Here is a 14,541-nt window from a genome sequence, read left to right as displayed (position 1 = left end):
ATTTCGCCGTAAATCCCCCACTGAATTTGGTACTCCGAATCAGTGGCGGGATATGAGGAGTCGCTATATATTTCCAGTATGCTGTTACTAGAATATGCATATAATAGTAATAGGTCGGCATTTGGAGAAGTTTAGATGAAGCGACAAGCGGTAAAAGTCAGGCTATACCCCACTAATGAGCAAATTCAAGTGTTAGCTCAACACTTCGGATGTGCGCGGTGGTGGTGGAATTATGGGTTGAATCAGTGCATTGAAACCTATAAAGCAACTGGCAAAGGCTTGTCTCAGTCTGGACTAAATTCTCTGTTACCATCGCTCAAAAAAACGGAAGAAACAAAATGGTTAGGAGAGTGTTACTCTCAGGTTTTGCAATCTGTCAGCCTCAATCTTAGCCGTGCATATCAGAACTTTTTTGAGGGCAGAGCAAAATATCCGAGATTCAAATCAAAACACCATCGTCAATCAATTCAATATCCTCAAAAAGTGAAACAGGTCGATGAAGCTTTAAAATTCCCCGGTAATCTGGGAAGTATAAAAGCAAAAATTCATCGCCCACTTGACGGAATCATCAAAACAGTAACCGTTAGTAAATGCCCGTCTGGTAAATACTACGCATCGGTTTTGATGGAATATGAGGGCGATTACCCTGACTCTACCAGTAAGGGCAAAACAATTGGGATTGATTTGGGAATCAAGGATTTTGCTGTCACCTATGATGGAGAGAGAATATCTAAATATCCCAACCCAAGGTATCTATCTAAATACGAAAAGAAGTTAGCTGTAAAACAACGTATTGCTGCACGGAAAAACAAGGGTAGTAATTGCCGTAGAAAGGCTAACAAGATTGTCGCTAGGGTATATGAACAAATTAGCAATGTCCGCCAAGACTACCTACACAAACTATCTAGAAAAATAGTTGACAACAATCAAGTGGTAGTAGTCGAAAATCTAAATGTCTTGGGCATGGTTCGTAACCATAAACTAGCAAAAGCAATATCTGATACAGGATGGGGAACCTTTGTAAACTTTCTGAGCTACAAATTAGAAGGTAGTGGTGGAAAATTGGTAGAAATAAACCGATGGTTCCCTAGTTCCAAACTTTGCTCTAGTTGTCATTACCAAATATCGGAGTTACCGCTAGATGTGAGAACGTGGACTTGCCCAAGTTGCGGTACTCATCATGATAGAGATGGTAATGCAGCGATAAATATTAGAGCAGAAGGTATCAGAATACTGTCCTCCTCTGGGACGGGGGAGGTTAACGCCAATGGAGAGGATGTAAGACCAATTCGCGGACGCAAATCCAAGATGAGGCGATCTTCTGTGAAATTGGAAGCCCACACTGTACTTGGTACTTCAAGTCAGTGTGGGTAGTTCACTAGGTCTTAATAATAGTTCTTTGAAAACTGGTGCAAGAAGATTTTAGGCTGATCGTTGATTTAGTTTTAGTTTTAGGCGTTGCAGCCTGTGGTGGATTGCTAGCAGCACTTTTGCGACAACCCGTGCTGCTAGGCTATCTCATCGGCGGGATGATCATTGGGCCAGCCGGACTGGGATTGATTAAAGAAGTTATTCAAGTAGAGACTCTGGCACAGTTTGGGGTTGCCTTTTTGTTATTCGCCTTGGGCGTGGAATTTTCCTTCGCGGAACTCAAAAAAGTAAAAGCGATCGCTCTTGGTGGAGGTGGACTCCAGATTGCTTTGACGATTTTGGTAACAGTTGTGGTGTGCGGTTTAAGCGGGGCTTGGGGAGCTTTACCCGCTAAAGGGATGTTTTTGGGGTGTATTCTGTCCTTGTCTTCCACGGCGGTTGTCCTCAAGTGCTTGATGGAACGCAATGAAACAGAAACGGCTCACGGACAAGTGATGCTAGGGATTTTGGTAGTACAGGACTTGGCACTAGGGCTAATGTTAGCAGTCTTACCAGCCCTCAACCAACCAGCAGAAACTATTGGCATCGCCGTACTGACAGCGCTACTGTGGATTGCTTTATTTGCTGCTGGTGCAGTAGCTACGGGAATCTGGCTAATACCGCCTTTGTTGCAACTCTTAGCCCGCACCGAAAGCCGAGAACTATTTTTATTAGGGGTTGTAACCTTATGTTTGGGAATCGCCCTGTTGACAGAGCATTTGGGACTATCCATTGAAATGGGCGCATTTGTCGCCGGTTTGATGATTTCTGAGGTGGAGTACGCCGATCAAACCCTGACTTATGTAGAACCTCTGCGAGATATCTTTGCCAGCTTATTTTTTGCCGCCATAGGCATGTTAATTGACCCAGTGTTTTTGTGGAACAATCTGGAATTAATTTTAGGGCTGGTGGCACTAGTTTTCGTAGGGAAATTTCTGATTATCACACCCCTAGTAAAACTATTCCGCTACCCTTTAAAAACAGCCATAATCGTCGGTTTAGGACTGGCGCAAATTGGGGAGTTTTCCTTTGTTCTGGCTAGCGAGGGGCAATCTTTAGGGCTGGTGTCCCGCCAAGTATACTTATTAATTTTGGGAACCACCGCAGTTACTCTGATGCTGACTCCCTTTGTATTGCGGTTAGTGCCATTCTTATTTAACTTTGCCGAATCGATGCCTTGGTTGAAACCGTACTTAGAAGAACAAGAAGCGCTAGATGTATCAGAAGATTTGCCCTTTAAAGACCATGTAGTAGTCTGTGGCTATGGGCGAGTCGGCAAGAATTTGGTGAAGTTGTTGTTGCAACATAATTTACCTGTGGTTGTAATTGACCAATCAGAGAGGAGAATTCAGCAGTTACGTGAGGCTGGGGTGTCTTATGTTTATGGTAATTGCGTAAGTTTGCATGTTCTAGAGACCGCCGGGGTAAATTATGCCAAAGGAATGGCGATCGCACTCCCCGATCCCATAAGTACCCGTCTTAGCTTGAAACGCGCTCTGGAATTGTGCCCAGAATTAGATTTGGTTGTCCGTGCTACCCAGGATAAAAATATCGAAGTGCTGTATCAATTGGGAGCCAGAGAAGTAGTACAACCAGAGTTTGAAGCCAGTTTAGAAATGGCAACCTATTTATTAACTGGCTTAGGTTTGTTGTCACCAGCAGTTGTCCAACGAGAAATGCAGCAAATCCGCAACGATCATTATTTAGATTTTCGGCCAGAACGTTCTGCAACTGAAGTTGCTCGTGATTTACGTCAAGCAACTCGCGATCTAAATCAGCGCTGGTATCCCCTCCCAGATTATTCGCCTTTAATTGGCATGACTATAGAAGAAGCAGATATGCGCTACTTAACAGGAGTCAGTTTAATGGCAATTCGCCGCGCTAACGGCGATGAAATCGATTATCCCAATAATCAAACCAAATTGGAAACAGGCGATCGCCTGCTAGTAGTGGGAGCAGATGAAGAATTAGCAGCTTTAGCAGAATTCGCTAAGGGACAGGCGGCTGTCCCCGGAGAAAATAGTGCTTGCCAGTGGGTTACAGTCAATGCAGATGCGCCAACACTAGGAAAAACCCTTGCAGATTTAGATAGCAAGCAATTTGGAGTACAGATACAGGCAATCCGGCGAGATGGAAAGTTTATCCGTTATCCTGATAGCGGCATGGATTTGCGAGTCGGCGACCAAGTATTATTATGCGGTAGCTTGACAGGTTTGAGTCAACTAGAAGGCTTATTTGCGATCGCCAGTTCATTACCCTTTTCTCTTCCAGTAATTAGGGCTGCTGAGGCAGAAGCACTCAAAGAGTTTTTACCAGCCGATAGTGTGACTGATTAAAAAGAAGAATTCAGAAATTAGAAATCAGAACAAGAAAGTGAGGGATTTAGGGCAAAGTCAGAGCGGAGGTTTCCGACACTGGCAGACTCGCTCTAAACTACTCCTTTGTTCTTATAACAATTAAGATGCATTTAATTTTTATTAAACGAACCGCCATCGCGCAGCGTCTCTTAGAGAAAGACACCAAGAAAAGAAGGGTACAATTAGAAGGAAGTTACAAAATATTGGTGAGCGCTCTGTTGGAGAAAAAGTTTTCAATTTACTGAGTGTAGTACATCTCAAAGATTTCTCACTACCCTTAATTTCAGCCAACAATTGTCTTCTTTGCAAGCCAAAGCGTTTATGTTTGCCAGCCCCAACAGTTAATTCTCTGGACGAGACAAACCGCAAAAATCACACTTGTCTGAATAATTTGTCTTCTCAGAGTGAACTGGTTCTCCGTCTCTTCCACCTATACATATCCACGAATTAATTGGATCTTTATTCTCAGTTGTAGGGCTATCAACAAGCCATATAATATTAGGATCATACAACTTAGCTTTTTGCACAGAGGAATTGGAAGGAGCTAAATGAGCAATTTTAACAGCTAGTTTAAAATATGGTGTTACTAGAAATTTAGCAACATACTGATCTTTTTCCCTAATAGCTAAAGTCTCTTCATATGAATATCGAGCAACATATGGAATAGCTAGCTGCGAAAACGAATTTGTTGGATCTTCTGCTTTTTCTTCAGGAAAAAATTTAAAAAGAAATTGTTTCTGAAATTTATTAAGCCTATCACTTTCAGATGTTTCTAATCTTGCAGGTACAACTACTACTTCCAAATCGCGCTCTCGATTTTGTTTAACTTCGGGTTTTTTCAAATTCAGCAGCATTTTTTGTGTACCCTCTAAACACTGCTCATTGGCAGAACAAAGCATGACCACTACATCAGCAAGTTGGTAAGTACAAACACCTCCCATTTCCGTAACACCAGTTCTGCTATCTATTAATACGACATCAGCAATTCTTTCAAACTGCTCACGAAGCCATTCAAAATATAGTTCACCTTGCCAATTTTTATAAAAATCTTTCCAGTCAAAATTGATTACAGCATTAGCATACTCACGAAAATGACCTTTTGGGCGCTTACCAGCAGATAATATACAAAGCTTACCTTCTGTATTTTCCTCTATACTTTTTGGATATACATCAAATACGATTTCTTCTAGATTTTGAAAAGGAAGCAAATTTATGCCATTGAAGTCTATTATTTCTTGTGACATCTTTTGCTTGTATAGCAGTAGCATATCTATAATACCTGGCTTATCATAGAATTCTTCACGGCGTTTTTCATCGATATCGGTGAAGAAAAATCTTTCTATTCCTGGTGCTTCGAGATCCCAATCGATAATTAAGACTTTTAAGTTAGCTCTATAGAATAATTCAGCAATATTTGCTAAAGCCATAGAACGGCCAACCCCACCTTTGTAGGAATAAAATGTGTAAATCATTTAAGAATTTTCTCCTCCGAAAATCAAATTACCCACTCCTGTTGGTCTAATGTTATTTTGTTGAGTGGATTCTCTGAATTTTTTTTTGTTATTTTCTAATTTATAGTTCTTGATATTTTTAGAAGTTTGAGGGATTATCGAATGTAATCTTCGCTCTAAATCAAATAAATTTATAATCCCAATTTCGCAGTGTTGATCGTGATTATTGAATCTATCACAAACTGTTATCATCTTATTCGCAATTTCTCTTTCAAAGGATCTACGAGCTTCAAAAGTAGATATATTAGTTGGTGAAAGGACAAAAATAGTTATATTTTGGTTTGCAAGAATTTGAGCTTCTTCTATTAAATACCTCTTAATTTTAGGACAAAAAAGAGAAACAGCATCTACAATCAATATACCACCTGAGTACCTTAATTTTTTCCATGTATTCAAGCGTTGAGCTTGATCATCCCCAAAACATTCCTCAGATAAAAAATTTGGTTTAAGAAGAGGTAAGTTATTATTTGGATCGCGAGTACTATAAGCTATAATCGCTTGCTTGACAATTTCTTTAGCTGTTCTATTTTCATGTAAAAAAGGTTTCCAATTGTCTCTTTGTTCGTCATAATGGTTAGTAAATTCCGCAATGCATTCAAAATGACTTTTTAGTTGTTGAAATCCCAAAAATTCATTTGGCGTTTCATTGGAGTCTATTTTTTCCTTTAATTCACTTGCTTCCTCGCTTGTCATGGAGCAGATAACGACGGGTATTTCTTCATCGGGTATTTCTTCATCGGGTATTCCTTCATACAGATTTATTCGTTGATATTCATGAATCAAATTATCAAGTTCATTTTCTAGCATTAAACCTTGTACAAAACGTCTACTATTCTCCATTAGTATTATTAGAGCAAACTCTCCTGTGTTAGTCTGTCCCCATCCGTTTACTGCATATACTATGTTATCTAAATCTCCTTCTTTCTGACCAGTTAGCCTAGTTATACTGCCTATAGGACAATTATTCAGTTGCGATAGCAACATATTTCGATTAACTTCATTATTCATAGCGTCTATACTTTTCAGGAATCTTAGGAGTCTAGGCAGAAATGGATTTTTGTTCGTCATAGTTGAGACAGAAAGAAATATAAAATAACTTAAAAAATCAGTTAATAATGTATCATTTAGTTGCTAGTTAAGCTGTTGTGTTCTCATTAATTGAGCTTTTGTAAATAGGTAAAAAATTCTTACCTGTTTACAATTACTAGCCCTAATTAGATAACTAGCTACTTATCCTATCTAAGTAAATTCTCTTGTGCTTCTTGAATTTCTTGACGAGTAGCAGTTGGTAAATTGTCAAGAATGGCATTAATTAAAATACCCTGGTTGTTATATTTCACGACTTCACCTTTATAATTGGCTTCTGGAACTTTAATCGCGCTGTGGTGCAAAGCTACAACTTGCCATTCATCGTTAAAAACAGGTGAGCCAGAAGATCCAGGTTCAGTATCTGTTAAATAACGAATACGTTCAGGAGAAGTAGTTGTATTTATGTAGTCAACATAAAAATTGCTACGAATTGCTATACGTTGAGGGCCGCCTTGAGGATGTTGAATAATATTCAATCGGCTTCCCTTCAATAGTTCTGGCTTTGACTGGATTACTGATAAATAACCCCAACTAGAAAGCAGTTGATTGCAACTGGATGATGAACTGGGAGACAATCGCAACAGAGCATAGTCAAATTCAACACTGAAATGAACAAGCTCTATACATTTGTACTCAGAGTAATCTACATTCCAATCTGTATAGTTGAACCAGACTGTAGCTTTTAAAGCTTGTGCTTTAAAATCTGCTGTATTTGCAGGTAGTTCATTCTTATTGCGAGCTTGAATAACATGATAATTTGTTAGCAATAAATCAGGAGTAATTAACCAACCTGAACCATTACCTTTATCAAGCGAAGGCACACCATTTAGCACACAAGGGACTATAACCTTGGCTACAGCCCTTGATGCAGCAAGTCCCCTTTCTAGAAAATGAGTTGGAAGCCTCTCATCTTGCTGCCAAACTAGAACCTCTTCTATGGGTACTTCTAAAGGTTCCAGCAGAGGAATACCAACAAATGTCATTGTTTCCAGTTCACCCAGCAAAGTCTCCAAGTCCCGTCCTAGCTCTGTCCCCTTGGCAAAATACTGTAGTGCATTCTTTGTTAAGACTACTAATGCCCATTCACCAGAATTTAGTTGTCCCCAACCTTCAACTGCACTAATAATATTATGTAAATCGGCTATAAAAGTATTGGAACGGTTAATAGCACTGACGGGACTAGGCGGTAAATTTAGCAGCAACAGATTTCTATTGTCTGGATTACTGAGAGCAGGAATCTTTAGAAGCGTTTCAAGTAAATTATTTCTAAAACCAGGAGTGAGTTGTAACATTTTGTTTTTTTAATTAAAGATTTGGTAAGCTTTTTTACTTTAACCTCTAGGAGGTAATTGAAATTTAACAATCCTTTCTTGTGAGGAATTATGTGATTGTTTATTAACTTTATTTCCCTCTTTTCGTAACTGCCGTTCTCTTTCTGTAATTAACCAATCTACTAGCTGGTTAGAGTTTTGAGGTCTAATTTTCCATTCTTTTTGATTATTATTTACCCATCCCAGATGTAGGCGGATATTTTGCAGAAGTAGAATATAAGCACTTGGATTATTAGTTTTTTGAAGAAGTTGAGAATTGATACTGCCTGTAGCTTCATCAATAGCATTCAAAAATTCATCTAAAAAATTTGAACCACTTCCTTTTAACCTCAAACTTACTTCTTGTTGTTTAATTTCAACAGCAGTTCCCAACGAAATAATCAGGCCATCAACCATCACAGCAATTAGCAAAGCTGCAATTGCAGGTATTTCACCATTTTTGAGCTTGTAGTACGGAGCAAGCACTTTAATACTCTCTTCTACATCCAAATACTTTTTACGCAACGACTCTAAGTTCCCTGAATATTCTTTTGGAAGATACTCTTTTGGAACTGCCCCCAAAGCTTTAATATCTGCCTGGAGAATATCTTCTGGAGATTTGTTTTTCGTCTCGTAGTTAAATACTTTTTGTAAACTATCTACCGTTGGTTTTAGCTTGTTTAATTCAATCTCAAGTTGGTTGCGTTTCTCAATCAATTTTTTAGTTTCAGTACCATGGCCTACAAGTCCAGTTACACCTTGACCACCTTCTTCTTTGGGTATTTGATTGTTCAACGCAGAAATCTCACCCTCTAGGTCAGTTACTCGTTTTCGGAGAGGAGAATACACATTTGAAACTGATTCTTGATGAGCAGCTAAAGCTTTATTCAAGTCACTCTTTTTACTTTGAGGAGAGGTTAGAGTATCATAATAAGCAAAAAAGCTTGTGTAAACGCTGATAATTGAAAAGGATGCAATAGTTAACCATTTTAACTTGGGCGCATGTTTAGCAGCAGAGCCAGAAAGCAAAAGAAACAGCGTCCCCTGAATGGTAGCACCACTGATGTAGCCCACCAATCCAGGAAATATTTGTACTGTTCCAATTATAGTTGTGAAGCCACTAACCACATTTAAGACTGTGAGGGCTGCGAGAAGATTCTTATCCCGCCTTAGTTTCGGTTCATCTCTTTTATCGTCAGGACGGGGAGAACCACAAATATCACACTCATCCGAATGATTGATATACTCAGCGTGAGGTCTTCTTCCCTCTCCTGTACATTTCCACGGTGTGTTTGGCTTTCTTCGGAACTTTACTAAAATTTTGTTTAGGTTATCCATAATTTTGAAACAAGTATTGAATCGTCAATTTGTTTATAGTAAATATTTATTAATTAATTTTTCAGTTACTAGTAGTTTTAATGATATATCACCTATTTCTGTTATGTACTTTTTCAAAAAAAGACCCATTTCTTTTTTTTCTTCATCATTATATAATGGAATTTTAAATAAAAGTTCAAGCAAATAAAAATCATGTTCAAAGTCATTTTCTTTATTATCAGGCTTCAGATAGTCAAATAATATTTTTTTGTCACAATTTTCAGGATTAATATGCGTAAGAATTTCTTTTCGTGCCAATTTAGTCAAATTATAACTTTGGCAAATTTCAAGCAGCGTCAGAACTTGTTTGGTTCGAGTACAAAGCTTTATTACTTTGTTCGCAATCTGCTTAAGTTTATCTGTATTCAATTCGTAGATATAACAATTATTAAGTAAACGATGCCCATGTTCAAAATGTTTAGTATTCTCAATAATTCTGATTACATAATTGTACAATTCGTGCTTTTCTTGTTCATTTAAAGTAGATTTGGGTGGTCGTAAACTCAACTCTGCACCAAGTACCCAATTCACATTGAAAAGAGTTAACCAATCATTGTTGGTAAGAGATTCAAATACACTAGGGCTAGTTAAGACATTCCACCATTCAATATCAATTGATTTCTGGGATATCCAATGCTGGCAGAGATAATGTAGTAAGTCTCCACTAATTAACTCTAAACGCCCATTTTCTCTTATCAACTTGGCAAGGATTAGTGCAGAATTAGGATTCGCAGCAAGGAGTTTACTTAGCTGGTTTGATTCGAGTGATAACCATGTATAACTATACAAAAATGCATTTTTTAGAGCCAGGTTATCATCTATTACTTTCAGCCAAGTTATCATAATTTCTGTTACAAAATATTTCCCTACATTCCGCTCTAAGAAATTTATATATTCTTGTGGTTCTTTGTATAATTTGGTAGCTAAACGATACCAACTATCCCAAATATTTGGATGCTGTTCTAATAAATCTAATTCTTGCCACAAGGAGTAATTAGCTTCCTTGAACCATAAGTAAGTTTCGTAGAGTAAACTAGGTTGAAATTTGAGATTTTGTGTTGTGCTTTTTTCAATTATGGAAACCAAGAATGGATGAGCAGCTTCATCGTTAGGAGACCAGACCTTCAAAAAACTTACATACATTTTGTCTGTTTGCGGTTCGCCCATTTTCATTTCATTTGCAATTCTTGCCAAATGCATTAGACCATTTACTTTGTGTTGATATAATAAAATTAATTCTCTAGATAAATTAGAAAAATTTTTGGCTAAATGTTTATATAAATTGGATGCAAGAAAATTATTTACATAAGGAAGTAAAGGTGCTATTGTGTCATTAAATATATTTATAATTAGTTCGGATTCAGGTTCTACTTTTAAAGCAGCATCAAATATTAAGAACTCCTGATTTTTACACCAGAAAAAATCAGGGTGTTGGACGACACAAGATAAAGAAAATTGATAAGCTTCTTGAAAGTCTTTGGTAGATTTGTATCTAGCAATTATATAGCTAATTTCTCGTAATATTTCTGCAATTACAGTATTTTTAGTTTGATTTCTGAGTTCAATAAATAACCCAGCATAATATAAATCATCAGCTAACTTTTCATTCTGTTTCACATCATTTTCTAGTATTTCATTTAGCTCTTGCTCTGGTAGTTGCTTCAGTACTATCAACATCTTTTGAGTGTACTGGTCACTATAATTAAGCTGATTGACAAAAAGTTGTCTTAATGATTGCCAAATAATTTTTAGTTGATTGCTAGCTTGAGGAACAAAAATATTTTTAATAAGACCTTCAAAGTCTTGAATAAGCGGTATATACTTGTAAAATAAATTTACTTGTTGTTCTTCTGGTAATCCTGGAATTAAACGAGCTAAACTATCAGGATTTTTCAAATATTCAATAGGAAAATAATCATCACTAATTTTGTTTAAATGTTCAATAAATCTGAGAATGATATCGGATTTATTTTGAATCGGAGCAATAAAATCATTGACGTATTGATGATATTTAAATATCTCATTATCATTTTCACTAACAAATTCTTTTGTACTGCGGTTTAGCCAGATTGTATTTTGAGGAAGAGGATCTTTAGGTTTACTATTTGTTTTGATAATTAACTTTGCCCAGTTACATTCATGTTCATCAACAGTACCAGCAGCAATTGCTACTTCCCTACGACAGGCATGTGGTAATAGGAGTAAAAGACTTTCTGAAAATAATGCTGGGTCTGTAGCATTTTTATCGAGAGTAAGCAATAATTGTTGTTGATTTGCAAGCGCAGCGATTCCTAACAGCAAAAAAGACTGACCTTGTATATCAGTTTCATTCCAGCACTCCTGAATTTGTTCAACTTTAACTTTGCTTATTTCTTCTGGAGATGCTTTTTCCAGAATATCAGAGACAATATCCCACCACTTTTGTTCATTGCTAGCTTGAGGAAAACAGGAAACATTCAAAGCAGAAAAGTATGGAATCCATTTATCAAAGAGTTGGATAAGTAGTAAAAATGTCTGTGTTTTTAGCTCAATTAGTAATTCTTTAGGTAACAAAATATAACGGTGCTGCTCAAACCCACGATTTCCATTTGACAAACTTTGCCCATTTTCATTAGTGGCGGGTGCAACTTGAAAAAGCAGTAATTGGTTTTCTTTATATGGTGAAATTCCAACTGCTTTTTTATTGCCTTCAATTCCTTGCGTTCCCCAAAAGGAAAAAATATTCTCTGCTATATCAGTAAGTTCTCGCTCTTGATTTTTTAATTTATCAGTGTAAGCCACTAAGCAATATCCAGATTTATTACTAAAAAATTTACCGTAGATGAATTGGGTAAATATTGAGTTTTTATTCATAAAAATTTGCTATTTTATCTAAGTGTCTAATTAAGGAAAGTAGGAAAAATTTTACCAATTGTAATTTTAAAGAGAAGGAGGGTGTGTCAAAATTCCGTCAATCAACCATTCAAGGGGTTCAATTACACCGAATTGTACTAAACGTACATCATGCCTAAATCTGTATTCAGTTTTAGTTCTTGCTGGGTGATAATTAGGAATACCTCCGAATACAGAAGTAGTATTTGCTTGGGGGTTATCAGTTTGCTCAAGTATCCCTCCATCCGATTCATTAGTATCAGAAATGGGTGATTCCCAATTACCATGCTCATCCTTGTAAACACCAATTGCAGAAATAGAAAAAAACTGGCAACGATGGTTCTTTCCTGCTGATGGATAATTTCCTCTAACTAACCTTAATTGATTTTGATCTAACCAAACATAATTCTCAAACCAACCTAAGCTTAGGTTTATATTTAGAAGCTCTTTAACTAATCCAAAAGAATTCATACCTTTTTCCCATATTTTTTTCAGATCCGCCTTTGTAACAGCAAATGCAACATACTGTTCTAGCTTATCTTCTTTATCTGGATTAAGTTCTGCTTGTCGTTTCTGCATTTCCATAAATACGTCTTGTAACAACACTTCATATGTTTTTCCATCTTCGTTTTCGCGTGTAGGATCTAGTAGAAATATAATCCCATGACAGCTTAGAAGATAGTCCACAATGTCTTTAGACTGCTGATTTGTTTCAGCAACTTTTCCTTTTGCATTACCTATTTCTTCGTAAAACTCACCTGGAGCATCAATAAATTCAAATAAAATTTTAGTTCTGGAGCCTGCTCCTTTATAGGTCAATCTATAACTATAAATATCTAGTTCTTTACCTCGAACCCTAGTAGGTTCTGGAAAATACCCTTTACTCATTTTTTCAGAGTGCATTGTGATAAAAGTTTTTGTTTTATCATCTACAGCGACATCCCAGCTATCTGAGTTCGCTAAAGCGTGAAATAGTCTCATCAAATAAGTAGTCTTACCTGCTCCAGTTGTTCCCCAAACTCCCATACGTATCTGATTTTTTGATGTTTGTGAATTCGAATGTTGACTTGTAGTCATAGAAGGTGTTGTCTTCCTGCTTTTTTATTTGCGATTAAAGTTAATTATGAGGGACTTGTATCGAAGAAGAATTCAGAATTCAGGAGCCAGAATCCATTCTGGATTCTGTGCGACTGGATGGAGAATCGGGGTTCAAAACCCCCGATTTTAAGATGCTCCAAGACTCGCTAACGCTACGCTACCGTGGAGAATAAAAAATTCTTTCCGTGGCTGTTACTCCTGACTTGACTGCTGGGGTATTCCGAATTCTGAATTCTGTTTTCTGACTCCTTCTTATTATTCTGGTTTACTCACCTGAGGGTTAAACTCTTTTGATATTACACAAACGTAATTTCAAAAGAGTTTAAAAAATCGCAGAACGTAGAGCAGGTAAGTCTTTCGTGCCAATCTTCAAAGAATATTTCTTTTTTTGGTAGGTATAGGTAATTAACGCGGTCAAGAGATTCACCATAAAATTAAGGATCTACGATGTTTTGAATAATCTTGTTTGAAAGAAGCCTATTGCAGCGGAAGTTTTTAATCAACCGCAATATCATTAACAGTGATAATTTTACATCTTTCCAACAATTGATCAATAGTTACACTGACAACTCTTGTGTATGCAAAGTCCAAGAGCTATACTCACTCGCATATTCAGACATTCAAATCAAACACATCTGCGATCGCCTGTGCCACTTGATGACTCAAAGCTACAAACTCGTCATTCGTACCCTTAGTTTTACCCAAAATCTGCAACTTCCGGCTATACGGGTCAAAATCAGCCATATTTTACATATTTGACAATCTCAGAAGGTCGTAATGCATTCGACCACAAGAACAGAAAAATCGCATAATTGCGTTTCTCAAGCGTCAGGTGACAGTTCTTAAATTTACTTGGAAAATTGTTGTCGCACTCAATAGCTCGTTTCTGTTTAGCGCAAGTTAATAACTTAATCAACAAATTACGTGCATTGTCTCTGGGATAGCTTGTGCTACTTGCGTGACTTTGGGATATTCTCCAGACTCATCATAAGCAAGGGCGATCGCTCCCACAATTTCAGATTTATCCTTGACAATTCAAATTAACTGTGCGTGTCATAAGGCTAGTTCAAGTTGTCCCAGGTTGAGGTATTGCGATCGCAATTAAGGCTTGAGTTTGATCTATTATGAGCGCCTGCTGAAATTTTTTCTCTGGATAAGTAATATCGAACAATTTCTTGCAAATGGTAGACAACAGGTATACCACCAAACTAAGATTTAACAGGTTGGGATGGAAGTAGATTGCTGAGAGCGCTATTAGGGCTACCCAGCAATAAAAGGCAACTTTCATCTCCTAAGTTGTTTTTGGCTTGATGTATGCGATCGCTTGTTTCCAAACGGTGGTTTGCTGACTGTTTTCATCAGCAATAGAGATACACTGTGGGTCTTGCCATAAAACCCTTCCTGTTAGCACATCGCCAGTCAGCAGCTTTAACTCTACTGGTGTTGTTTGTTTAATCAGGTTTTGGACTTGGATAATACTGGGTAAAGTCGTGTCAAATTCAGTAAGCATTTTTAGTA

Annotated in this window: 11 protein-coding genes; 2 read left to right on the top strand and 9 right to left on the bottom strand. The window is 37.3% G+C overall.

Annotation, left to right across the window (positions count from 1 at the left end):
• Window positions 1-135: 135 nt before the first annotated feature.
• The gene (locus VB732_RS27330; protein WP_323234018.1) at window positions 136-1,374 is read left to right on the top strand and encodes an RNA-guided endonuclease TnpB family protein; all 1,239 of its coding nucleotides are present in this window, start codon (window positions 136-138) and stop codon (window positions 1,372-1,374) included.
• 35 nt (window positions 1,375-1,409) lie between these two features.
• Window positions 1,410-3,746 carry a cation:proton antiporter gene (locus VB732_RS27325; RefSeq protein WP_323234017.1) on the top strand — a complete coding sequence of 779 codons (2,337 nt, stop codon included), beginning with the start codon at window positions 1,410-1,412 and terminating at the stop codon, window positions 3,744-3,746.
• Window positions 3,747-4,108: 362 nt separating this feature from the next.
• Here VB732_RS27325 and VB732_RS27320 read toward each other — a convergent pair whose 3' ends face one another.
• From VB732_RS27320 to VB732_RS27280, 9 genes are all read right to left on the bottom strand, one after another.
• Window positions 4,109-5,239: a KGGVGR-motif variant AAA ATPase gene (locus tag VB732_RS27320; RefSeq protein ID WP_323234016.1), complete on the bottom strand. Its 1,131-nt coding sequence runs from the start codon at window positions 5,237-5,239 to the stop codon at window positions 4,109-4,111.
• Window positions 5,240-6,286, bottom strand: coding sequence for a hypothetical protein (locus VB732_RS27315; protein WP_323234015.1), 1,047 nt, complete (start codon window positions 6,284-6,286; stop codon window positions 5,240-5,242). It lies immediately after the preceding gene.
• A 227-nt stretch (window positions 6,287-6,513) separates the two neighbouring features.
• The gene (locus tag VB732_RS27310; protein ID WP_323234013.1) at window positions 6,514-7,659 is read right to left on the bottom strand and encodes a serine protease; all 1,146 of its coding nucleotides are present in this window, start codon (window positions 7,657-7,659) and stop codon (window positions 6,514-6,516) included.
• A 39-nt stretch (window positions 7,660-7,698) separates the two neighbouring features.
• Window positions 7,699-9,015, bottom strand: a complete 1,317-nt coding sequence (locus tag VB732_RS27305; RefSeq protein ID WP_323234011.1) for a hypothetical protein — start codon at window positions 9,013-9,015, stop codon at window positions 7,699-7,701.
• Window positions 9,016-9,048: 33 nt separating this feature from the next.
• Window positions 9,049-11,907 carry a hypothetical protein gene (locus VB732_RS27300; protein ID WP_323234010.1) on the bottom strand — a complete coding sequence of 953 codons (2,859 nt, stop codon included), beginning with the start codon at window positions 11,905-11,907 and terminating at the stop codon, window positions 9,049-9,051.
• A gap of 66 nt (window positions 11,908-11,973) precedes the next feature.
• Window positions 11,974-13,002, bottom strand: coding sequence for a TRAFAC clade GTPase domain-containing protein (locus VB732_RS27295; RefSeq protein WP_323234009.1), 1,029 nt, complete (start codon window positions 13,000-13,002; stop codon window positions 11,974-11,976).
• Between the two features lie 633 nt (window positions 13,003-13,635).
• Complete coding sequence (locus VB732_RS27290) at window positions 13,636-13,767, bottom strand: hypothetical protein (RefSeq protein WP_323234008.1); 132 nt, start codon at window positions 13,765-13,767, stop codon at window positions 13,636-13,638.
• A 322-nt stretch (window positions 13,768-14,089) separates the two neighbouring features.
• Window positions 14,090-14,311, bottom strand: a complete 222-nt coding sequence (locus VB732_RS27285) for a hypothetical protein (RefSeq protein WP_323234007.1) — start codon at window positions 14,309-14,311, stop codon at window positions 14,090-14,092.
• A gap of 3 nt (window positions 14,312-14,314) precedes the next feature.
• Window positions 14,315-14,533: an Hfq-related RNA-binding protein gene (locus tag VB732_RS27280; protein WP_323234006.1), complete on the bottom strand. Its 219-nt coding sequence runs from the start codon at window positions 14,531-14,533 to the stop codon at window positions 14,315-14,317.
• Window positions 14,534-14,541 lie beyond the last annotated feature (8 nt).

Origin of the sequence: Nostoc sp. UHCC 0252, from assembly GCF_034931145.1 — a bacterium.
In the GTDB taxonomy this organism is placed as follows: domain Bacteria; phylum Cyanobacteriota; class Cyanobacteriia; order Cyanobacteriales; family Nostocaceae; genus Nostoc.
The sequence above is the reverse complement of the archived record's forward strand: the minus strand, read 5'-3'. Positions and strand labels throughout refer to the sequence as shown.